This is a genomic window from Nonomuraea cavernae (genome assembly GCF_040655715.1).
Lineage (GTDB): Bacteria > Actinomycetota > Actinomycetes > Streptosporangiales > Streptosporangiaceae > Nonomuraea > Nonomuraea cavernae_A.
In genome coordinates this window covers 96,744-119,596 of sequence record NZ_JBFAKL010000007.1, presented here as the reverse complement: position 1 = coordinate 119,596, position 22,853 = coordinate 96,744, and the positions used below count along the sequence as shown (strand labels likewise).

Genomic DNA, 22,853 nt, shown 5'->3' with positions numbered 1-22,853 from the left:
TCAGCCGTCCAGGCCGCACACCTCCAGCGCGAAGTGGATGAGACGGTCCTGCTGCGGCTTGGGCGGTTGCACGATGATCACGCGTTCCTCGCCTCCGTCGACGGTCGCCCGTACGGGGAACAGGAACGCCTTCTTGGCCTCGGCGAACGCGTGCGGGTCGCAGCGGCCGGGGGTGATCACGACCGGCGTCTCCGCCCGCTGGGCGTTCGCGTCCAGCGTGATGAGGGGGCGCCGTTCGCGTTCGGGGGCGATGATGTAGTGGCTGGTGCCGTCGATCGAGTTGACGGTCACCGCGCCGGTGCCGCGGCGGCTGAGCACGAGGGTGGCCCGCGTCTTCTTGCCGTCCCGTGTCCAGGTGGGGCCGAAGGAGATGTCCGCGGCCTGCTTGATGAGGAATTCCGAGCATTCGTCGCGCAGCAGCCTGCTGAGCAGCGGGTCGGAGGCCGGCAGGGCGAAGACGACCTTGCGCGACGGTTCGGATCCGGTGCGCAGGTGCGCCACGACGGTGGCGGGCCGCGAGGCGCCGGGCAGGCCGTCGGGGGAGCAGACGGCGGCGCCGAACGGGATGGGCAGGTCGGTGCGTTCGGTGCGCTTGATGGTGGCGTCGGTGGGTTCGGGGGGAAGCGTGGCGAAATCGGGGGTGACGAGTTGCAGGTCGGAGAAGTGGACGGGGGTGTCCGTGGCGTTGCGGACGGCCACCTGGAGCCTGTGGACGGCTTCGTCGGAGCGCCACTGCCCGAGTGAGACGCTGACGCCGGCGGGGGGATCCGTGGAGGGCTGGACAGGTTGCTGGGCCGCCGCGCACCCGGAAAGGAGGACGACGGAGGCGGCGAGTGCCGTGGTGCGCTTCACTCCAGGCAGATTAGGCACGCTAGTGCAGCTCTCGTAAGTTGAGGACTGATTACGACTCCGCATCCAAGTGCCGACAGTTCGTACCAGCATCTGGTTGGAGTACCCAGCAGTTTTGTACGTTTCCGTCATTCGTTCGGGAACGTTCGGCGGTGTTGCCGGATCCCGGCCTGGAGATGAAGGAGACACTTCATGACCCGCATTGCTCCCGTGGGGCGGGCGCTTGCTGTCGTGGCTGCCGCCAGCCTCGCTCTGACAGCTTGCGGTGGTGGCAGCGACACCGCCACTCAACCGTCCGACTCGGCCGCGCCATCGTCCGCGGCTCCCGCGGCGAAGGGTGACGGCACGCTGACACTTGGCACGCTGCTGCCGCAGACCGGCTCGCTTGCCTTCCTCGGCCCGCCCGAGATCGCCGGTGTGGACGTGGCGGTCAAGGAGATCAACGAGGCCGGTGGCGTGCTCGGCAAGCCGGTCGTCAACATTCACACCGACTCGGGTGACACGACGACGAACATCGCGTCGCAGTCGGTGGACAAGCTGCTGGCGCAGAAGGCCGACGCCATCATCGGCGCCGCGTCGTCCTCGGTGTCGGAGTCGGTGATCGACAAGATCACGGGCGCCGGTGTGGTGCAGTTCTCGCCCGCCAACACCTCCGACAAGTTCACCACGATCGAGGACAAGGGCCTCTACTTCCGCACCTCGCCGCCGGACAAGCTGCAGGGCCGGGTGCTCGGTGACCTCGTCGTGGCCGACGGCAACGACACGGTCGGCATCATGGCGATGCAGGACTCCTACGGCACCGGCCTGGCCGACCAGGTCTCCGAGACCGTCACCGCCGGAGGCGGCCAGGTCGTCGAGCGTATCGACTACGACCCCAAGGCGGCCGACTTCTCGGCCGACATCACGAAGCTCAAGGCGAAGAACCCGAAGGGCATCGTGCTGATCGGCTTCGAGGAGACCGCCAAGGTCGTCCAGGAGCTGGTCAAGCAGGGTATGCCGGCCGACAAGCACAAGTGGTACATGGTCGACGGCAACACCTCCAACACCAACTACGTCAAGATGCCCAAGGGCACCCTGAAGGGCGTCAAGGGCACCATCCCCGGCGCCGCCGCCACGGGAGAGTTCGAGGGCAAGCTCAAGGCCATCAACCCCAAGCTCGAGGACCTGAGCTACGCGCCCGAGTCCTACGACGCGGCCAACCTGATCGCGCTGGCCGCCGAGGCCGCCAAGAGCGACGCGGGCACCGACATCGCCGCGAAGCTGGCCGAGGTCAGCAAGGGCGGCGAGAAGTGCAACGACTTCAAGTCCTGCGTCGAGCTGATCAAGGCGGGCAAGGACATCGACTACGACGGCGTGAGCGGTCCGGTCGAGTTCAACGAGGCCGGTGACCCGGCCGTCGCCACGATCGGCATCTACGAGTACGGCGACGACAACAAGTACCCGACCAAGGCGCTCGAGTACCGCACCGGCAACATCGCCGGCTAGGCGTTCTCGGCAGGAAGGGCTCGGTCCTCGGACCGGGCCCTTTCGCTATGCGCAGCCCGCCTCGATCTGGTCGGCCGCGGCCCTGTAGTCCTTCAGGAGCGCCACCTGCCGGTCGCGTGGCACGTCGGCCCTGGCAAGCCCCGCCGTCGCGTCCTGGACGGCCTGTACGGCCGTGCCGAGGGTGTCAGGCAGGGCGGGGCCGTACTGAAGCGTGATGCCGCGGGCCTCGGCCAGGCGGCCGAGCACGGCGTTCTCGAACGTCTGGTCGTCCTCCTCACCGCGGGGCCGCAGCAGGAGGTCGGCGTAGCCGATGGCGGAGACCACCCGCGCGCAGGGATCGTCGGAGGGGTCGCCGCCGGTGCTGTACTGGCCGGTGCGGGCCGGGGACTGCTGGCAGCCGGCCAGCAGGGGCAGGATGACCGCCAAAGCCGCTAAACGTCTCACGGCGCCCATTAAACCGGCGAAGGAGCCCCGTGAGGAGCCCCTTCGCCGGTTCGGATGACGCTCAGGCCTTGGCCAGGGTGCCGAGGTAGAGCTCGATCACCTTGGGGTCGTTGGCCAGCTGGCGGCCGGTGCCGGTGTAGGCGTTGCGGCCCTGGTCGAGAACGTAGCCGCGGTGGCAGATCTGCAGGCAGCGCCTGGCGTTCTGCTCCACCATGATGACGGTCACGCCGGCCTTGTTGATCTGCTGGGCCTGGATGAACACCAGGTCCTGCAGCTTGGGCGACAGGCCGGCCGAGGGCTCGTCGAGCAGCAGCACGGACGGCTCGGTCATGAGCGCCCGAGCCATCGCCACCATCTGCCGCTCGCCGCCGGACAGGGAGCCGGCGCGCTGTTTGCGCCGTTCCTTGAGCGCGGGGAACAGCTCGGCGACGAACTCGAAGCGTTCCTTGAACCTGCCCGGCACCTGGAAGGCGCCCATCTCGAGGTTCTCCTCGATGGTGAGGCTCGGGAAGACGTTGTTGGTCTGCGGGACGTAGCCGACGCCCCGGGAGACCAGGGAGTGCGCCTTCATGTTCGTGATGTCCTCACCCTTGAGCACGACCGTGCCGCTGCGGATGTTGACCAGTCCGAACATCGCCTTGAGCAGCGTCGACTTGCCGGCGCCGTTGGGGCCGATGATGCCGATGAGCTCGCCTTCGCCGACGTACAGGTCGGAGCCGTTGAGGATGTTGACCCCCGGCAGGTAGCCGGCGATCAGCTCGTCACAGCGCAGGACGGCGCTCTCGGCGCCGGCCAGGTGCGCGCCGCGGTCGGTGACGGCCGACTTCGACGCGGACGCGGATTCGGGGTCGGCGTTCACTTCTGCGTCTCCTCCTCGATCTCGGCTTCGAGCGCGGCCTCGGCCTCGTGGAGCTGCTCCTCGAGCTCGCTCTCCGACAGGGGAGCGTCGTGGTGGGCGCCGAGGTAGGCGTCGATGACGCGCTCGTCGGACATGATCGTCTCGGGGGGTCCCTCGGCGATGACGTTGCCCTGGGCCATGACGATCACCCAGTCGCTGATGTCGCGCACCATGTCCATGTCGTGCTCGACGAACAGCACGGTCATGCCCTGCTCGCGCAGGTCCTTGACGTGGCCGAGCAGCGACTGGGTCAGCGCCGGGTTGACGCCGGCCATCGGCTCGTCGAGCATGACCAGCTCGGGCCCGACCATGAGCGCGCGGGCCATCTCCAGCAGCTTGCGCTGGCCGCCGGAGAGCGAGCCGGCGAAGTCCTCGCGCTTGGCGTCGAGCTTGAACCTGGTCAGCAGCTCGTCGGCCTGCTCGGTGATCGCGTCCTCCTGGCCCTTCCAGAGGGCCGGCAGGAGCGCGCGCCAGAAGCTCTCGCCCTTCTGGCGCTGCGCGCCCAGGCGCATGTTCTCCAGCACCGTGAGCTTGGCCAGTGCCTTGGTGAGCTGGAAGGTGCGGACCATGCCGGCGCGGGCCACCTTGTGGGCGGGCACGCCGTTCATGTTGCGGCCGTTGAACGTCCACTGGCCGGAGTCGGCCGTGTCGAAGCCGGTGAGCTGGTTGAAGAAGGTGGTCTTGCCGGCGCCGTTGGGGCCGATCAGGGCGGTGATGGAGCCGCGCTGGACCTCGACGTGCGCCACCTCGACCGCGGTGAGGCCGCCGAAGCGCCGCACCACGTTGTCGACCACCAGGATCGGGTCGGGCTTGGGCACGCCGGGGTCGCGGGCGAGATCCTTGAAGGCGGCCAGTGCCGCGGCCTTGCGCTCGGTGGCGGTTGTCTCAGCGTGCATCGATTGCCATCTCCCTCTTGTCCCCGAAGACGCCCTGTGGCCGGTAGACGAGCAAGAGGATCAGCCCCAGTCCGACCAGCAGGTAGCGGAACGGGCCGACCTGCGTGGAGTCCATGAAGGTGATCAGCCCGGACTCGACCGCGCCGCTGAGCACGCCGTTGACCAGCACGAGCAGCACCCAGAAGATCATCGAGCCGACGACGGGGCCGAACACGCGGGCGGCGCCGCCGAGGATGACGATCGTGTAGGCGAAGAAGGTGGTCTCGGTGCCGAAGATGTCGGGCTGCACCGAGGCGTAGGCCAGCCCGTAGATGAAGCCGCCGAGGCAGCCGATGACGCCGCCGAGGATCAGCGACTGCATCTTGTACGAGAAGACGTTCTTGCCGAGGGCGCGCACGGCGTCCTCGTCCTCGCGGATCGCCTTGAGCACGCGGCCCCAGGGGCTCTTCATGAGCAGGAAGACGATGAGGCAGGACAGGGCCACCAGCGCCCAGCCGACGACCAGCACCCAGAGCACCCGCTCGTTGAAGCTGAGCCAGCCGAAGCCGTACGTTCCGGGAGAGAAGGGGTTCAGTGCGTAGAAGCCATCGGAGAAGCCCCGCCGGCCGTCGGAGCCGCCGAAGACGTCCTTGAACGCCACCGAGCGGAAGACGAGCCGGACGATCTCGGCGGCCGCGATGGTGACGATGGCCAGGTAGTCGGCCCGCAGGCGCAGTGTCGGGATGCCCAGGAGGAGGGCCAGCAGCACGGCCGAGAGCAGGCCGACCCCGATGCCCACCCAGAAGGGCAGGCCGAGCACGGTGACGGTGACGGCCAGGCCGTAGCCGGCGACGGCCAGGAAGGCCGACTGGCCGAAGTTGAGCAGTCCGGTGTAGCCGAAGTGGATGTTGATGCCGATGGCGGCGAGTGCGTACCAGACCGTCTCGACGCCGATGGCGGCTTTGACGGTGGTGGAGATGATCGTGATCCAGTCCATGGTTCCCCCCGTCAGCCGATCCGCTCGCGGCGGCCCAGGATGCCCTGTGGCCGGAAGAGGAGCACGATGATGAGTACGGCCAGCGCGCCCACGCTCTTGAGCTCTGGCGGCACCCAGAGTGTGGACAGCTGGATGAACAGGCCGACGATGAGCGAGCCGACGAGCGCGCCGAACGCGGTGCCGAGCCCGCCGAGCGTGACGCCGGCGAAGATGAGCAGCAGGATGTCCTGGCCCATGGTGAACTTCAGGTTCTGCGACAGGCCCAGCATGATGCCGGCCAGCGCGGCGATGGCGCCGCCCATGGTCCAGATGATGCGGATGACCCGGTCGACGTTGATGCCGGAGGAGGCGGCGAGGGCCGGGTTGTCGGCCACGGCGCGGGCCGCCTTGCCGGTGCGGGTGCGCATCAGCGCGAGGCCGACGATGACGAGGACCGCCAGTTCGATGCCCATCGCGACGAAGTTCTTCGGCGCCGCGGAGATGGGTCCGACCTGGATGCCCGGTTGGGCGGTGTACTGCAGGAAGGACTGGCTCTCACCGCCGAAGAGGATGAGGAAGAGGTATCTGAGGAAGATCGCCACACCGATCGAGACGATCATCATGGCGATGATGCCGGTGCCGCGCCTGCGCAGCTGGCCCCAGAAGAACCTGTCCTGCGCGTAGCCGAGCCCGCCGGCGACGATCACCGCGATCATGGCCGCGGGGATGAGGTGCAGGCCGATGCCCGAGTTGAAGGCGTAGGCGAGCAGGGCCCCCAGGGTGACCAGCTCGCCGTGGGCGAAGTTGGTCAGGCCGGTGGTGCCGTAGATGAGCGAGAGGCCGAGCGCGGCGAGCGCGATGATGAGGCCGAGGTTGAGGCCCTCGAAGGTGAGCTGGGCCGCCTGGTCCCAGAAGGTGCTCTGCCCGGTGGTGTCGCTCTCGCCTCCAGGCCCGGCACCGCCTTTGGCCTGCAGCGCAAACAGCACCGCGGCGGGGTTGCCCTCGAAGACCGTCGGGTTGCGGACGTTGTTGCCGCCCCGGACCTCGGCGTCCTGGGGAAGAGTGCTGACATCCAGTGTGACCTTGTATTTCCCCGGCTTGTCGACGGGGACCTGCCACGTGCCCTGGGCGTTACTGGTGACCTCCGCGACGGGTTGTCCGCTCTCTGTGGTCACGACGATTTTCACGCCGTTCACTGGCTGGCCTTGGTATGTGAGTGTCCCTCTCAGGCTCTGTTCCGGTGCCGCCGCATGGGCGGGCGCGGAGAGAAGCAGGAGAACGAGTCCACTCAGGAAGGCCGTGAACGCGATCACGGCTCTGCGCAATGGTGCTCCCTCAGATAGGTCAACGGGGGGTTGCCCCTCCATCTCGACACGCGGGCATCGCAGGCACATCTGGATGCTGGCGGGAGCCTATTCCGCGAACGCCCGGTTCAGTATCGTTCGTCACCAATTAGTGACATCTGTGTGTCACTGATGTGAGGTAGCAAGGCGCAGGTCAGGGGCTAAATGACCGGATACACCTGGTGTGAGATCGGGCGAACGAGAACGAATGGCGATGGGAGCGCGAAAGAGCCCGAGGGGGTGGCCTTTGGGACCATGCAAGGCTTCCCCGGCCTCACACGTTATCTACTCGGCCCCCCCGCGGGCTCCGCTCGGACAACCGTAGCGAGCCGTGGGGCGTGTGCGCAAAGGTGCACGGCAGTCGCGTGGCGTTCAGCGATCACGCAGCATGCACGTCAGCCGGGACGTGCAGACGCGCCGTCCCTGCTCGTCGAGGATCTCGATCTCGTAGCTGGCCAGCGTGCGGCCGCCGTGCAGCCGGGTGGCCACGCCGGTCACATGGCCCGAGGTGGCCGAGCGGTGGTGGGTCGCGTTGATCTCGATGCCCACGGCGATGCGCTCGGGCCCCGCGTGGACCGCGGCTCCCACCGAACCGAGCGTCTCGGCCAGGGCCACCGAGGCGCCGCCGTGCAGCAGGCCGTACGGCTGGGTGTTGCCCTCGACCGGCATCCGCCCCACCACCCGCTCGGCGCTGACCTCGAGGAACTCCACGCCCATCCGGTCGGCGAGAGTGCCCGCGTGCACGGCGGCGTACGCGGTGAGTTCGGTGGGGTCGGTCTGTGTCAAGGGGATGCCTCCAGACTTTCGAGCTCGGGTTTTCTGTCGTAGTCGCAGACTAGGCTGCTGGTGTGCCGAAGAGTGAAGTGACCCCCAGCCGCCCGTGCCTGCTGCTGCTCGACGGGCATTCCCTGGCCTATCGCGCGTTCTACGCGCTCAAGGACGCCAACCTGATGACCACCGACGGTCAGCACACCGAGGCGGTCTACGGGTTCACCTCGATGCTGACCAACATCCTGCGCGACGAGCGGCCCTCGCACGTGGCGGTCGCCTTCGACCGCTCGGAGCCGACGTTCCGGCACGAGGAGTACGCCGCCTACAAGGCCAACCGCAGTGAGACGCCCGAGGACTTCCGCGGCCAGATGCAGCTGATCTACGAGCTGCTCGGCACGCTGCGCATCCCGCACCTGTCCAAGCCGGGTTTCGAGGCCGACGACCTGATCGCCACGCTGGCCACGCGCGCCTCCGCCGAGGGCATGGACGTCCTGATCGTCACCGGCGACCGCGACGCGCTGCAGCTGGTCGACGAGCACGTCACGGTGCTGATGACGCGCCGGGGCATCAGCGACATGACGCGTTTCACCCCCGAGGCGGTCCAGGAGAAGTACGGCCTGACCCCGGTGCAGTATCCCGACTTCGCCGCGCTGCGCGGCGACCCCAGCGACAACCTGCTGAGCATCCCCGGCGTGGGCGAGAAGACCGCCGCCAAGTGGGTGCGCGAGTTCGGCTCGCTGACCGCGCTGGTCGACCGGGTCGACGAGGTCAAGGGCAAGGTCGGCGACAAGCTGCGCGACCACGTCGCCCAGGTGCTGATGAACCGCCGGCTCACCGAGCTGCTCCGCGACGTCGCGCTCGACGTCGATCTGGCCGACCTCAAGCAGGGAGGCTGGGAGCGCGAGGAGGTCAACAAGCTCTTCGACACCCTGCAGATCCGCGGCGAGCTGCGCGAGCGGGTGTTCAAGACGCTCGGCACCGGCGAGCAGGAGCCCGAGCTGGGCTTCGAGGTCGAGACCGTCATCCTCGGGCCCGACCGCGTCGCCGGCTGGCTGGCCGCGCTGCCGGCCGGCCGCGCGGGCCTCGCCTTCAAGGGCGCCTACGGCAGCGGCACCGGGCGCATCGACGCCATCGCCATCGCCTCGCCCGACGGCACCGCGGCCCACATCGACCCCGTCAAGCTCACCGAGGCCGACGAGGCGGCGCTGCGCGCCTGGCTCGCCGACGAGTCCAGGCTCAAGGCCGTGCACGACGCCAAGGGCCCGATTCTCGCCCTGTGGGCGCAGGGCATGACCCTGCGGGGCCTGTCCTGCGACACCGCGCTGGCTGCCTACCTGGCGATGCCGGGCCAGCGCACGTTCACGCTCGAAGACCTGGCCAGGCGCTACCTCAATCGCGACCTGCGCGCCGAGCAGGAGTCCGGCGGGCAGGCCGCGCTGTTCGGCGACGACGACGACGCCCCGGCCAAGGACCTCGCGCTGCGTGCGCACGCCGCACTGGAGCTGGCCGAGGCGCTGGAGGGCTTCCTGGCCGGCCGCGGTGGCACCCAGCTGCTCACCGACGTGGAGCTGCCGCTGCTGGGCGTGCTGGCCGAGATGGAGCGGGCCGGCATCGCCGTCGACGGCGAATACTTCGCCGGGCTGGAGGCCGAGTTCGGCGCCGCGGTCAAGCACGCGGTGGAGGAGGCGCACCGGGCGGTCGGCGAGCAGTTCAACCTAGGCTCGCCCAAGCAGCTGCAGGAGATCCTGTTCGTCAGGCTGGCGCTGCCGAAGACCAAGAAGATCAAGACCGGCTACAGCACCGACGCCGACCAGCTGGCCTGGCTCGCCACGCAGACCGACCACGAGCTGCCGGTGATCATGCTGCGGCACCGCGACCAGACCAGGCTGCGCACCACGGTCGAGGGCCTGATCAAGGAGATCGCCGACGACGGGCGCGTCCACACGACCTTCAACCAGATCATCGCCGCGACCGGCCGGCTGTCGTCGGAGAAGCCCAACCTGCAGAACATCCCGATCCGCACCGCCGAGGGCCGCCGCATCCGGCAGGGCTTCGTGGTCGGCGAGGGCTACGAGACGCTCCTCACCGCCGACTACAGCCAGATCGAGCTGCGCATCATGGCCCACCTGTCGGGCGACGAGTCGCTGATCGAGGCGTTCGAGTCGGGCCACGACTTCCACCAGGCGACCGCGGCCAGGGTGTTCAACCTGCCGCCCGAGCAGATCGACGGCGAGCTGCGCGCCCGCATCAAGGCGATGAACTACGGCCTCGCCTACGGCCTGTCCGACTTCGGGCTGTCCGGCCAGCTCAACATCCCGGTGGCCGAGGCGCGGGCGCTGAAGGAGGAATACTTCCAGGAGTTCGGCGGGGTCCGCGACTTCCTGCACGACATCGTCCGGCAGGCGCGCACCGACGGCTACACCGAGACCATCATGGGCCGCCGCCGCTACCTGCCCGACCTGACCAGCGACAACCGGCAGCGGCGCGAGATGGCCGAGCGGATGGCGCTCAACGCCCCCATCCAGGGGTCGGCGGCCGACATCATCAAGGTCGCCATGCTCCACGTCCGGCAGGCCATCGGCGAGGCAGGGCTCTCCTCCCGGATGCTGCTGCAGGTCCACGACGAGCTGGTGTTCGAGGTGGCGCCGGGCGAGCTCGACCCGCTCACGCGGCTGGTGCGCGACCAGATGAACGCCGCCTACCACCTGCGGGTGCCGCTCGAGGTCTCCGTCGGCGTCGGCCGCACGTGGGAGGACGCCGGCCACTGACGCCCTCCCGGCCGGGCGCGCGAGATCGCCGCCGCGCCCGGCTGATCGGGTCTGGACTAGGCTGTAAGGCCGATTCCACCCGAACGGTACGGGAGTTTTGTGCGGTTTTCAGCGTCCCCCACGCGCGTCATCGGCCTTGCGAACATCGTGGTGGTGATTCTCGCGATCATCGGGCTGATGGTGATCCCCTCCTCCGGGCAGGCGCCCACCCGAAGGCAGGCTATGGCCACGCCGCAGCCGCAGCCGTCGGCGTCGCAGCCGCCCGTCGACGACCGGCCGCCGGGCGTGGTGGCCACCCCCGAGTTCGCCCGCCAGGTCAAGGCCAACGAGTCCGGCCTGGTGCCGGTCCTGATGTACCACCGGATCCTGAAGAAACGCCACGCCTCCATCGACCGCACGCCCGAGCAGTTCATGCGGGAGCTCGAACGGCTCGCCAAACGCGGCTACGCGCCGATCACCGCCGGCGAGTTCGCCTCCGGTGACATCCGGGTCCCGGCCGGCAAGTTCCCCGTCGTGCTGACCTTCGACGACGGGCACGAGAGCCACTTCGGGCTCGACGCGAGCGGCAATCCCCGTCCTGACACGGCGGTCGGCATGATCCTCGACGTGGCCAGGAGATATCCGTCGTTCCGGCCCGTCGCCACGCTCTGGGTCAACCGCGAGCCGTTCGGGCTGCGCGACCCGGAGCAGCAGGCCGCGGCCGTGCGCTGGCTGACCGACCACGGCTTCGAGGTGGCCAACCACACCTGGTCGCACGCCAACCTGGCCGCCGTGCCGAAGAAGAAGGTCCGCGAGCAGATCGTCCGGCTCGAACGACTGCTGCACAAGCTGGGGGGCAGGCCGTCCACGACCATGGCCCTGCCGTACGGGATCCTGCCGCGGCCGAAGAAGCTGGCGCGCGCCGGCCGCTGGGACGGCACGGCCTACGAGTTCACCGGGGTCTTCCTGGCCGGAGCCGAGCCGTCGGTTTCGCCATACGCGAAAAATTTCGACCGCGGGGCGATCCAGCGGATCCAGAGCAATGGCAAAAAGGGCGAGTGCCGTACCTGGTGTTCGCAGTACTGGCTGGAGTGGCTCGACCGCCATCCCGATAGGCGCTACGTGTCCGACGGCGACCCGGATCGGATCTCCGTGCCACGGAAACTTCGCGGTAATATCGCCCCCAAGTGGCGGGGTCAGGTCATCGCCTACTAAGTCGGTGCGCATGCGTGGGCCGGATTGACCCCGGGCCCAAGGTCTCATATGCTGATCGCTGCGCTGTGGGCTCGCGCGCGCCTCAGACGGAGCGGGCTCGCGCTCGGTCACGTCGATGTCGTAACTCCTCGGCTTGATGCGGAAGAGGGCCTGCCGCGCGTCCGCCACATCGACATCCTGTCCGCGTTCGGAGCAATTCCACACATGACGTCCAGCACTGAGGCAACCTCGAGCACCCCGCAGGTAGCGGTCAACGACATCGGGTCCGAGGAAGCCTTCCTCGCAGCGATCGACGAGACCATCAAGTACTTCAACGACGGCGACATCGTCGAGGGCACCGTCGTCAAGGTCGATCGAGACGAGGTTCTTCTCGATATCGGCTACAAGACCGAGGGAGTCATTCCCTCGCGTGAGTTGTCGATCAAGCACGATGTCGATCCGGCTGACGTCGTGGAGGTCGGCGAGCACGTCGAAGCCCTGGTTCTCCAGAAGGAGGACAAGGAGGGCCGGCTGATCCTGTCCAAGAAGCGTGCTCAGTACGAGCGCGCCTGGGGCACGATCGAGAAGATCAAGGACGAGGACGGCATCGTCACCGGCACCGTCATCGAGGTCGTCAAGGGTGGTCTCATCCTCGACATCGGCCTCCGTGGCTTCCTCCCGGCGTCCCTGGTCGAGATGCGCCGCGTCCGCGACCTGCAGCCCTACGTCGGCCGCGAGCTCGAGGCGAAGATCATCGAGCTCGACAAGAACCGCAACAACGTGGTCCTGTCGCGCCGCGCCTGGCTTGAGCAGACGCAGTCCGAGGTTCGCCAGACGTTCCTCAACACCCTGCAGAAGGGTCAGGTCCGCAAGGGCGTCGTCTCCTCGATCGTCAACTTCGGCGCGTTCGTGGACCTCGGCGGCGTCGACGGCCTGGTCCACGTGTCCGAGCTGTCCTGGAAGCACATCGACCACCCGTCCGAGGTCGTCGAGGTCGGCCAGGAGGTCACGGTCGAGGTCCTCGACGTCGACATGGAGCGCGAGCGCGTCTCCCTGTCGCTCAAGGCCACCCAGGAAGACCCGTGGCAGCAGTTCGCCCGCACCCACCAGATCGGCCAGGTCGTGCCCGGTCGCGTCACCAAGCTGGTGCCGTTCGGCGCGTTCGTCCGGGTCGAGGAGGGCATCGAGGGTCTGGTCCACATCTCCGAGCTGGCCGAGCGCCACGTGGAGATTCCGGAGCAGGTCGTCCAGGTCGGCGACGAGATCTTCGTAAAGATCATCGACATCGACCTCGACCGCCGTCGCATCAGCCTCTCGCTGAAGCAGGCCAACGAGGGTGTCGGCACCGAGGTCGAGTTCGACCCCACGCTCTACGGCATGGCGGCGACCTACGACGACCAGGGCAACTACATCTACCCGGAGGGCTTCGACTCGGAGACCGGGGAGTGGCTCGAGGGCTTCGACAAGCAGCGTGAGGAGTGGGAGCGGCAGTACGCCGAGGCCCAGACGCGCTTCGAGGCTCACAAGAAGCAGATCGAGGAGGCCCGCAAGGCCGAGGCGGAGGCCGGCGAGGCCGCTCCCTCGACCTACTCCGGCGAGACGCAGCCTCAGTCGAGCAGCTCTTCCTCCTCCTCGTCGTCGGCTCCGGCCAGCGGCGCTCTCGCCTCCGACGAGGCTCTCGCGGCTCTGCGCGAGAAGCTCGCCGGCGGTCAGAGCTAAGGGAACAGACAGTCCGGAGAAGCCCCGCACGGGTTCGTGCGGGGCTTCTCCGCGTTCCGGTCCGGGCAACTGGGCAGCCCGGCAGATGGCCGGTGGCCGTGGTCGTCCGGGCTGGCATAGGGTGCTGCGGGTGGACATCGAACGGGCGCTGGCCGCTGACGCGGGCGAGATCCTCACCGTCCAGCGGGCGGCCTACGTGAGCGAGGCTCAGCTCTACGGCGACCCGTTCATCCCGCCGCTGGTGGAGTCCGTCGAGCAGGTCCGCAAGGCCGTCGAGGGCGGGATCGTGCTCAAGGCGGTCGACGCCGGCCGGATCATCGGCGCCGTGCGTGGCCGGCAGACCGGCACGACCTGCCTGGTGGGCCGGCTGGTCGTCGCGCCCGACCGGCAGGGCCACGGGCTCGGCACGGCGCTGCTCGGCGCGCTGCACGAGCAGGTGCCGGCGGCGACCGCGTTCGACCTGTTCACGGGGCACCTGTCCGGTGGCAACCTGCGGCTCTACCGGCGCCTCGGCTACCGTGAGACCCATCGCGAACGCATGGACGAGCACCTGACGCTCGTCCACCTGCGCAGAGAGCAGATCCCCGGACTGCCGCCCCAAACCCCTCGCGGCTAGGCTGGCCGCGTGTTGATGATTGGTCTCACCGGCGGCATCGGGTCGGGCAAGAGCGAGGTCTCCAAGCGGCTCGCGGACAGGGGCGCCGTCGTGATCGACGCCGACAGGATCGCCCGCGAGGTGGTGGAGCCCGGCACGCCCGGGCTGGCGCGGGTGGTGGCGGCCTTCGGCACCGAGGTGCTGCGCCCCGACGGCTCGCTCAACCGGGAGAAGCTCGGCACCATCGTCTTCGCCGACCCCGACAAGCTCGCCTCGCTCAACGCCATCGTCCACCCGCTGGTGGGGGAGCGGGTCGCCGAGTTGCAGGCGCGGACCGCCGACGACGCGATCGTGGTCTACGACGTGCCGCTGCTGGCGGAGAACGGCCTGGCCCCCATGTACGACGTGGTCGTGGTCGTCGACGCCTCCGACGAGACGCGCCTGGCCCGGCTGGCCGAGCACCGCGGCATGGCCGAGCATGACGCCAAGGCCCGCATCGCCGCCCAGGCCGGCCGCGAAGACCGCCTCAAGATCGCCGACATCGTCATCGACAACGACGGCTCGCTGGACGCCCTCGACGCCAGGGTCGACGAGGTCTGGGATGACCTGCGGAGCCGCGCCGCCCGAGGCTGACCCGCCTACTCGGCCCGCCGAGGCGCGGCAGGCCCCGAGACTGAGCCGGGGGTAGCGGGTCCGAGCTGAGCCGCCCCACCCGCCGCCGAGGGTAGCGAGCCGAGGTGGCGGTGGGAGGACCCCGGCGTCCACGTACAGGAGGGACGGCCGAGCCGCCGCTACTACCTACCGGATCACTCCCGACGGCGCCGAGCGGGCTCGCGAGGCGATCACCAGGGCCTACTGGCACCGGGGCCAGACCCGAGCCAGCGGTGATCCCTGCATCACCCACCCGGTGGCGGTCGCCGCGATCCTCGCCGACCTGGGATCGGACCACGAGACGGTGTGCGCGGGCCTGCTGCACGACGTGCTGGAGGACACCGCCTGTCCCGCCGCGGACCGGGAGTTCGGCGAGACGATCACCGCCCTGGTCCGGTCCCTCGGGGCGCTCGACGATCCCGCCTGGCTGCCCGCGGAGTGGGTGGAGTCGATCGATCACCGGCTGCTGACCATCAAGCCGGCCGACCGTGCCGCCGGTGCTCGCTGCCGGCGTACGGGCGCTGCGGTCACGGCTCGGAGTCGGTGCCCGGAGGCGGGACGATCTCGGATGAGGAGAGCGGGCACGTGGCCGTGGATAGGATCGGCCGGGTTCATCAGCACGTGAGCAGGAGTGTGGTGGAGTGAGCATGATCGACGACCGGGAGTTGCGAGCCGACTGCGGCAGTTGTTTCGCGCTGTGCTGCGTGGCGCTGCCCTTCGCGGCGTCGGCCGACTTCGCGATCGGCAAGGACGCCGGGCAGCCGTGCCGCAACCTGCGCGACGACTTCGGCTGCGGCATTCACGGCACGCTGCGGCAGCAGGGGTTCGCGGGCTGCACCGTCTACGACTGCTTCGGCGCGGGCCAGAAGGTCTCGCAGGTCACCTTCGGCGGCCACGACTGGCGGCGGGCCCCGGACACGGCCCAGCGGATGTTCGAGGTGTTCCCGGTCATGCGGCAGTTGCACGAGCTGCTGTGGTATCTGGCGCAGGCCCTGGCGCTCCCGCAGGCACACCCGATCCACGACGAGCTCCGCCTCGCGCTCGACGAGACCGAGCGGCTCACCCTCCGCGACCCCGGCGCCCTTGTGGAGCTGGACGTGGCGGCACACCGGCAGGAGGTCAACACCCTGCTGCTGCGTACGAGTGAGCTGGCGCGCGGAGAGATCCCGCGGCGCAAGGACCGGCGTGGAGCCGACCTCATCGGCGCCAAGCTCGCCGGCGCCGACCTCAGGGCGGCCAATCTGAGAGGCGCCTATCTCATCGGAGCCGACCTGAGGCGGGCCGATCTGCGCACGGCCGACCTCATCGGGGCCGACCTGCGGGGCGCCGACCTCGGCGGAGCCGATCTGACCGGAGCCATCTTCGTCACCCAGCCGCAGCTCAACGCGGCCAGGGGCGACACGGCCACGAGAGTGCCGGCCCCTCTCACGCGTCCGGCGCACTGGGCGGCCCCGGCGCGTGGGGCCGGTCGCCGCAAGTGATCAGAAGGGCGACTCCAGCGGCACCTGGCGCACCCCCGGCAGGTGCGGATCCAGCTCGCCCAGCTCGAACCTGGACATCCCGATGACGTGCCAGAACTGACCTGCCAGCTCGCCCTGCACCTTGTAGCGCCCGTCGGGCGACAGCGCGGCCCAGCCCTCCGGCAGCCCCAGCAGCGTCGCCCGGCGGGTCGTGCCCTCCCAGAGGATCACCACCCCGTCGTCTCCGGCGCTGGCCAGCAGGTCGGACGTGGGGCTGTAGGCCACGGACCACACCCGGCGGGCGTGCCCCGCCAGCGTGTGCAGCAACCCGCCGGTCGTCGAGTCCCACACCCGCACGGTCAGGTCGTCGCCGCCCGTGGCCAGGCGGTCGCCCGTGGCGTTGAACGCCACGCTCCACAACCGTCCGGTGTGCTGGGTGAGCGTGTGCCGGAGCAGCGGCTGCCACGGCTGGCCGGGACGCAGCTCCCACACCATGGCCCGTCCGTCGTTGCTCGCGCTCGCCAACTGGCGGCCCGACGGTGAGAACACCACCGAGTAGACCCGGTCGGTGTGGCCGTCGAGCGTCGCCACCCGGCCGCCCGACTCGACGTGCCAGATGCGGACCAGCCGGTCGTCGCAGCCCGTCGCCAGGTAGCGGCCGTCGGGGCTGAACGCGATCGAGCGGACCCGGCCGCGGTGGTCGGCCAGGTTGGTCACCAGGCGGCCCGTCGCGCGATACCAGACGCGCACGCTGTCGTCGTCGTTGGCCGTGGCCAGCAGGGAGCCATCGGGGCTGAACGCCTCGGCCCACACATGATCGGTCTCGGCGTTGAGCTCCCGCTCGTAGTCGCCGGTGGTGGCGTTCCAGAAGTGCACGCCGCCGTCATTGCTGGAGGTGGCGAGCACCGGCCCGGCAGGGGAGAACTCGGCGGAGATGAGCCGGTCGGCCGTCCCGGTGAACTCACGCAACCGTCGCCCGGTGTGCGGCTCCCACACCCGGACGACGCCGTCGTTGCCGCTGGTCGCCAGCATCGAACCGTCGGCGCTGAACCGCACGGAGGAGATGCGCCGGCCATGGCCGCGCAGCACCCGCTGGCACTGCCCGGTCACCGGGTCCCACAGCCGGACCGTGCCGTCGTTGCTGCTGGTGGCCAGCTGGTCCCCGTCGGGGTGGAACGCGAACGGCCACACCGAGCTGCGGTGGCCGGTCAGCTCGACCCGCGACGTGCCGCCCACCTCCTGCAGCCGGACGATGCCGTTGCGGTCGCCGCTGGCGAGCGTGCGGCCGTCGGGGCTGAACGTCACCTGGTAGATCGTCGCCTCGTGGGCGGTGTGCACGCCGAGTGCCCGGCCGGCCGCAGGGTCCCAGAGCCGCACGGTGCCGGCCGTGTCGCCGGTCGCCAGCGCGGACCCGTCGGGGGAGAAGGTCACGCAGTAGATGCCACCGGTGTGGCCCGTCAGCTCGTGGCGCAGCGTCCACGACGCGGTGTCCCACACGCGTACGACGCCGGCCTCGTCGCCGGTGGCCAGCAGCGCCCCGTCGGGGCTGTGCACGGCGCGGTAGACCGAGCCGCGGTGCCCGTCGAGGGTGCCGATCATGGCGCCTGAGGTGAGGTCCCAGATCCGCACCACGCCCGCCGAGTCGCCCGTCACCAGCACGGAGGGGCCGAAAGAGGCGGTGTAGACGGGCTCCTGGTGACCGGTGAGCTGGTGGACCTGCCGCCCGGTGGCCGTCTCCCACAGGCGGACCACCCCGTCGCCGCCGCCCGCCGCCACCAGGTCGGCGCCGGGGCTGAGCCGTACGGGCCAGACGCCGTCGGGATGGCCGGACAGCCGCCGCAGCCGCTCGCCGGTGAGGGAGTGCCAGAGCAGCACGCTCCCGTCACTCGCTCCGGTGGCCAGCAGGTCGCCGGCGAACGAGACGGCGTAGACGCGGCCGTGATGACCTTGGAGGGTGCGCACGGGGGCGCCGCCGACGCAGAGCAGCACGCTGCCGTCCTCGCCGCCGATCGCGATCGTCGACCCGTCGGGGCTGTAGGCGATCGGCTCGGGCAGGCGGCTGGTCTGGAAGTGATATCCGTACGGCACGCCGATCCCGGCCGGGGCCAGCTGCGTCTCGACCGGCTGGCCGGGCACGATGGCCGCGCCCGGCAGCGCCGGCAGCGTGCCCGACACGTTGATCAGGGTGGCCCGGTGCCAGCGGGCGCCCTCGGCCGACACGTCGCTCAGGTCGGTCCGGGCCAGCCGGGCTCCCGACAGGTCGGCGCCGCGCAGATCGGCGCCGGTCAGCCGGGCCCCGTCGAGCCGCGCGCCCACCAGCTTGGCGTCGCGCAGCACGGCACGGGACAGGTTGGTGCCGGCCAGCGTGGCGTCGGTCAGGTCGGCGCCGGTCAGGTCGACCTCCTGCAGGTCACGCGCCGACAGGTCCTCGCCCTTGAGGTTGGCGCCGCGCAGGTTGGCCCGTGCCGGGGTGCGCAGCCTGGCCGCGATCTTGACGGCGTTGGCACGGGCCACGTCGTCGCCCGGCGGATCGGCCACCCATGCCCGCAGCGCCCGCATGTCGGCCAGGTCGCACAGGAACTCGACGATCAGCGCCGACAGCGGCCGCCTCGACAGCGACAGCGGAGCACTGATCGTCGCCGCGATGTGCCGGGCGATCAGCCACTCCATCACCGATGAGTGGATGAACCCGAACATGCCCTCGTCGGTGCGCACCAGCAGGCTGCCCGAGCCCATCGCGTAGACGGTGTGCGCGGTGGTCAGCTGGCCCCCCGCCAGGTCGGACAGCGTCTCGGCGATCTCGGTCAGCTCGTCGACGCCGAGCAGCGACTCGCCGGAGTCCCACAGTCGCAGCGCGAGCGCCGTCACCGCCTGCCACAGCTCCGCGGTGGTCAGCGCCGTCGCCGAGCCGGGCACCTTGGCCCGGCGCTCCTCGAAGGCCAGCCAGGAGCTGAGGATCTCTTCGTACAGCAGGGCCGGGCTGATCGTGTGGCGGGCGCCGGCCACCGTACGCAGCCGGTCGGCGTCGAGGTCGGCGATGAAGCTCAGCATGCGCGGGTTCTGCGCCAGGTCGAGCAGGTCCTTGATGCCCTCCATCAGCGACATGCGGGCCGTGGCCTCGTCGCCGTCGTCGAACCGGTTGGCCAGGTAGGAGCGGATCTGGTCGCGGGTGAAGTCCTCGACGCCCAGCACCCGGCGCTGCGGCAGCACCCCGACCATCTCGCCGAGTGAGGTGAGCACCTGGCTGTGCGACTTGAAGTGCTGGGTGCGGCTGGCGACCACGATCTTCGCCTTGTCCTCGGCCGCGGCCAGCAACGTCGTCAGGTGGTCGGCCGCCCGGTCGTAGGTCAGCCGGGTGACCAGCTCGTCGAAGCCGTCGAACAGCAGCACGATCCGGCCCTGCCGCAGCAGGTAGCGGAACGCCTTGAGGTCGATGTACTCCTCGCCGTGGTTGGCCAGGTGAGCGGCCACCAGGGCGTCGACCGAGTGCGCCTTGTCCAGGGCGCGCAGCTCGATCAGGATCGGCGTCAGGTGCGGCAGCTCGGCCGGGATGCGCCTGGCCAGCTCGCGCAGCGCGAACGTCTTGCCATGGCCGAAGTCGCCGAGCAGCAGCAGGAACCTGCCGTGGTCGGACGCCAGCAGCCGCATCAGCTCGTCGGTCAGCCCCTGCCTGATCTGGTGGCCGGGCCGGTCGAGCTCGCGGTAGCGCTGCGGGACGTACAGGCCGGGCGGGTAGCGGCGGTCGGCGCTGAGCCTCGCGGTCTGCTCGGCCACATAGCCGGACAGGTCGAGCAGGCCCTGGAACTCAGTGAAGCTCCGCAGCCGCACGCCCCTGCGCATGAGGTCGTCGCGGAGCGGCCGGGCCGGGGGCGGGCCCTGGTAGACGAGCTCGGACGCCAGGTCGGCAGCGTGCGCCTGACGGACGAAGTCTTCGGCGGTGCCGGCGTCGACCTCGCCCACGTGCGCGCCGATCATCGTCTGGCGGACGAAGCCGTCCTCGGGGTGGGTGACGACGAGGTGGCCCGCGAACCGGCGGATCCTGGCCCGCTCATGCCGGGCCTCGCACACCTCGGTGATCCGGTCGAGCAGCAACTCCACGGGGCTCGGCTCACGTTCGGCGGGCTCCGGCCGGGGCGCCGGCACGAACGGCGTCTCGCCGGTGAACGTGGCCTGCGCGGCCCGCCAGCGGTGGGCGGCGCGTACGGGCTCGCCGTCGGGCAGCCAGGTCCGCAGCCCGCCGGCGGTGATCTCGACCACCTGGTGGCGGCCGGCCTTCGGCGCGGGGATCACGACTCCGTCTCCGCCGGGGGCGCCTGCCGTGGTCCCCGAGCCGTGGAACACCAGGTTGAGCCGGTGCGACAGGAGGCGTTCGTAACCCGGGGCGTCGCGCAGCGCCCCAGGCGGATGGCCGAGCGCGCCGAGCCGCAGCCACGCGCTCTCCTCGTACGGCCGCAGCCGCTCGGCGAACCACGCGGCCTGCGCCTCTCCGAGCAGGGCGAAGGCGTCGCGCTCCAGGTGGCTCATGGCCATGGTGGAGTTGAGTCCGGCCACCACGACCTTCAGGTCGGGCACCTCGAACAGAGTCCACGGCTGCCCGCCGTCGAACACCCGGTCGTCCAGCCCCTGGTAGACCTCGCCGAACAGCCCGGCGAAGTGCCGCCACTTGGGCCAGTAGGGCGGCTGCGGGCTGACGTCGTCGGCTTCGCAGGTGAGGAAGTAGGCGCTGGCCGCGGCCTTGGTGACGTCGCGCGGCCCCGGCACGATCAGCAGTCGGTGCGGCTCCAGCCCGATGAGCAGCCGCAGGTCGGTGACGAACCGGGTGGCCTGGCCGAACTGCCCGAGGCTGCCCGACTCGGTCAGGTCGCCGCTGACGACGATGAGATCGGGCCGCGGCATGCCCTTGTCGTACATGGCCGTCAGATCGGCCCAGATGCGCGCCTGCATGTCCTCGGGGGTGAACGGCTCGCCGGGGTCGGGCAGCGCGCGGCCGAACCGGGGCCCGCCGATGTGCAGGACGCTGAGCGACTCGCGCCGCCGATCTGCCGCGGCCGACGGCGGGAAGCGGGGCGCGGTGACCGGGGCGCGGCGCGAGCGGGAGCGCTCGGCGGGGGGCGGCAGGGTCGGCGCGGGCAGCGGCACCCCGGGGCCGATGCCGGTGGGGAAGGCGGGCGCCGCCTCCGGCTTGGCCCGGCCCGCCAGCGCCTCCCCGACGCGGCCCAGCAGCAGCGCCCTGGCCTGCCCGGAGTCGGTGACGCCGAGCAGGTCGACCCAGGTGATCGTGGACAGCAGCCCTTCGAGCCGGACGTCCTCCAGCCTGATCGTCACCAGTTTGTTCGACGGGTTGTCGGGGTCGGCGCGCAGCGCGGCCTGCCACTCCAGGCGGCCGTAGCGAGAGGTCAGGTAGTGGCGCGACAGCACCGCCACGACGAGTTGTGCCTCGCTGACGCCGCGATCCATGAAGTCGATGAAGTTGGTGCCGGGCACGAAGTCCCACGCCTGGATCATCGTCTTGTAGCCCGCCGCCTCGAGCTCCCATGCGATCCACGTCGCCCATGCCGTGTCGGCGGGGGAGTAGCTGACGAAGATCTCGGTCGGCCTGCCCTCACGTGCCATCTGCTCAGTATCCCTCGCGGGATCGGAGTTTTGGAGTCGATGTGCGATCATCGTCGAGTGTGGCGGCGTCTTGGCGTGCTCGACTGGATCAGGATCGGGCTGCTCACGCTCGGTCTGATCTTCGTGGCGACCGGGCTGCTTCCCCTGCGGGACGCGATCGAGAGCCTCGACGAGATCGTGCCGCTGCTGGTGTTCCTGGTGGGCGTCATCGTGCTGGCGGAGCTGACCAAGGAGGCTCAGGTCTTCGACGCCCTCGCGGCCAGGATGGCGGTGCTCGGCCGCGGCAACTACCTAGCCCTCTTCCTTCTGTGTACGGCCTTCGCATCGTTTGTCACGATATTTCTGAACCTCGATACGACTGCGGTGTTGCTCACCCCGGTCATGCTGGCTCTCGCGCCCAAGGCCCGCATCGCCGCCCTGCCGCTGGCCATGACCACGATCTGGCTGGCCAACACCGCGAGCCTGCTGCTGCCGGTCTCCAACCTGACCAACCTCCTGGGCATGCAGAAGATCGGCCTGGACGTCCAGGGGTTCGCCGCGCGCATGTGGGCGCCGCAGCTCGTCTCGATCGCGGTGACCATGGTCTTCCTGTGGGTGTTCTACTGGCGGCGTGGCGAGCGGCGTGACGTGCGCTACGTCCCGCCCCTGCTGGAGCCGGTCGGCGACCGGGTGCTGTTCGCGGCCGCGTCGGCCGCGTGCGCGCTGTTCATCGGCCTGCTGCTGCTCAACGTGCACGTCGCCGTCGCGGCGCCGGCGGCCGCGCTGATCGTCGTGGTGGCGTTCGCCCTGCGCGCCCGCGGCCGGCTCTCCTGGCGCCTGGTCCCCTGGCAGCTGCTCATCTTCGTGACGGGCCTGTTCCTGGTCGTGCCGACCCTCAGCAGGTACGGCCTGGACGACCTGATGGGCTGGATGCTCGGCGCCGAGCACGACCCCTACCGCACGGCCGCCGTCGGGGCCGGGCTGTCCAACCTGATCAACAACCTGCCCGCCTACAAGGCCGTCGAGGAGATCATCCCTTCTGGTGAGCAGGGTCAGCTGCTCGCCCTGCTCACCGGCACCAACGTCGGGCCGGTCGTCACGCCCTGGGCCTCGCTGGCCACGCTGCTGTGGTTCGAGTCGTGCCGGCGCCACGAGGTCAGGGTGCCGATGCGCCGCTTCCTGCTGACCGGCACCGGCCTGGCCGTCGTCGGCGTGCTGGCCACCACCTGGGCCCTCGTCGCGACGAGTTGAGCC

17 protein-coding genes are annotated in these 22,853 nt (G+C 70.1%); 9 read left to right on the top strand and 8 right to left on the bottom strand.

The window, feature by feature from the left end; translation table 11 throughout:
- Entirely contained in the window at positions 1–852 is an 852-nt protein-coding gene (locus AB0I38_RS12610) for a hypothetical protein (RefSeq protein WP_358466191.1), read from the bottom strand.
- Between the two features lie 189 nt (positions 853–1,041).
- Here AB0I38_RS12610 and AB0I38_RS12605 point away from each other — a divergent pair, with 189 nt between their 5' ends.
- Complete coding sequence (locus AB0I38_RS12605; protein ID WP_358466189.1) at positions 1,042–2,334, top strand: ABC transporter substrate-binding protein; 1,293 nt, start codon at positions 1,042–1,044, stop codon at positions 2,332–2,334.
- 45 nt (positions 2,335–2,379) lie between these two features.
- On the opposite strand, the gene AB0I38_RS12600 is transcribed toward AB0I38_RS12605, so the two are convergent.
- The 6 genes from AB0I38_RS12600 to AB0I38_RS12575 all read right to left on the bottom strand — a co-directional run bounded on the left by AB0I38_RS12600 (position 2,380) and on the right by AB0I38_RS12575 (position 7,587).
- Entirely contained in the window at positions 2,380–2,778 is a 399-nt protein-coding gene (locus tag AB0I38_RS12600; RefSeq protein WP_358466187.1) for a hypothetical protein, read from the bottom strand.
- Positions 2,779–2,839: 61 nt separating this feature from the next.
- Entirely contained in the window at positions 2,840–3,637 is a 798-nt protein-coding gene (locus tag AB0I38_RS12595) for an ABC transporter ATP-binding protein (protein ID WP_358466185.1), read from the bottom strand.
- Complete coding sequence (locus tag AB0I38_RS12590; protein ID WP_358466183.1) at positions 3,634–4,572, bottom strand: ABC transporter ATP-binding protein; 939 nt, start codon at positions 4,570–4,572, stop codon at positions 3,634–3,636. Before AB0I38_RS12590 ends, AB0I38_RS12595 begins: the two co-directional genes overlap by 4 nt.
- Positions 4,562–5,548, bottom strand: a complete 987-nt coding sequence (locus AB0I38_RS12585) for a branched-chain amino acid ABC transporter permease (RefSeq protein ID WP_358466181.1) — start codon at positions 5,546–5,548, stop codon at positions 4,562–4,564. The genes AB0I38_RS12590 and AB0I38_RS12585 overlap by 11 nt, the downstream gene beginning before the upstream one ends.
- Positions 5,549–5,559: 11 nt before the next feature.
- The gene (locus AB0I38_RS12580; protein ID WP_358466179.1) at positions 5,560–6,702 is read right to left on the bottom strand and encodes a branched-chain amino acid ABC transporter permease; all 1,143 of its coding nucleotides are present in this window, start codon (positions 6,700–6,702) and stop codon (positions 5,560–5,562) included.
- A 540-nt stretch (positions 6,703–7,242) separates the two neighbouring features.
- The gene (locus AB0I38_RS12575) at positions 7,243–7,587 is read right to left on the bottom strand and encodes a PaaI family thioesterase (RefSeq protein WP_358466531.1); all 345 of its coding nucleotides are present in this window, start codon (positions 7,585–7,587) and stop codon (positions 7,243–7,245) included.
- 131 nt (positions 7,588–7,718) lie between these two features.
- On the opposite strand from AB0I38_RS12575, the gene polA reads away from it, so the two are divergent.
- From polA to AB0I38_RS12540, 7 genes are all read left to right on the top strand, one after another.
- A complete protein-coding gene (polA, locus tag AB0I38_RS12570) occupies positions 7,719–10,409 on the top strand; it encodes a DNA polymerase I (protein WP_358466177.1) in 2,691 nt (896 codons plus the stop codon).
- A gap of 153 nt (positions 10,410–10,562) precedes the next feature.
- On the top strand, positions 10,563–11,603 hold the full coding sequence (locus AB0I38_RS12565) for a polysaccharide deacetylase family protein (RefSeq protein ID WP_358466175.1): 1,041 nt from the start codon (positions 10,563–10,565) through the stop codon (positions 11,601–11,603).
- A 204-nt stretch (positions 11,604–11,807) separates the two neighbouring features.
- Complete coding sequence (gene rpsA, locus AB0I38_RS12560) at positions 11,808–13,301, top strand: 30S ribosomal protein S1 (RefSeq protein ID WP_358466173.1); 1,494 nt, start codon at positions 11,808–11,810, stop codon at positions 13,299–13,301.
- An 85-nt stretch (positions 13,302–13,386) separates the two neighbouring features.
- Positions 13,387–13,917 (top strand): GNAT family N-acetyltransferase, encoded by a 531-nt coding sequence (locus AB0I38_RS12555; protein ID WP_436838739.1) that lies wholly within the window; start codon positions 13,387–13,389, stop codon positions 13,915–13,917.
- Between the two features lie 9 nt (positions 13,918–13,926).
- Positions 13,927–14,529 carry a dephospho-CoA kinase gene (gene coaE / locus AB0I38_RS12550; RefSeq protein ID WP_358466171.1) on the top strand — a complete coding sequence of 201 codons (603 nt, stop codon included), beginning with the start codon at positions 13,927–13,929 and terminating at the stop codon, positions 14,527–14,529.
- Positions 14,530–14,701: 172 nt separating this feature from the next.
- Positions 14,702–15,172, top strand: a complete 471-nt coding sequence (locus AB0I38_RS12545) for an HD domain-containing protein (protein WP_436838741.1) — start codon at positions 14,702–14,704, stop codon at positions 15,170–15,172.
- A gap of 22 nt (positions 15,173–15,194) precedes the next feature.
- Positions 15,195–16,028 carry a pentapeptide repeat-containing protein gene (locus AB0I38_RS12540; protein ID WP_358466167.1) on the top strand — a complete coding sequence of 278 codons (834 nt, stop codon included), beginning with the start codon at positions 15,195–15,197 and terminating at the stop codon, positions 16,026–16,028.
- On the opposite strand, the gene AB0I38_RS12535 is transcribed toward AB0I38_RS12540, so the two are convergent.
- Positions 16,029–21,620: a TIR domain-containing protein gene (locus AB0I38_RS12535; protein ID WP_358466165.1), complete on the bottom strand. Its 5,592-nt coding sequence runs from the start codon at positions 21,618–21,620 to the stop codon at positions 16,029–16,031.
- Between the two features lie 57 nt (positions 21,621–21,677).
- On the opposite strand from AB0I38_RS12535, the gene AB0I38_RS12530 reads away from it, so the two are divergent.
- Positions 21,678–22,850: an SLC13 family permease gene (locus AB0I38_RS12530; RefSeq protein WP_358466163.1), complete on the top strand. Its 1,173-nt coding sequence runs from the start codon at positions 21,678–21,680 to the stop codon at positions 22,848–22,850.
- Positions 22,851–22,853: the final 3 nt, after the last annotated feature.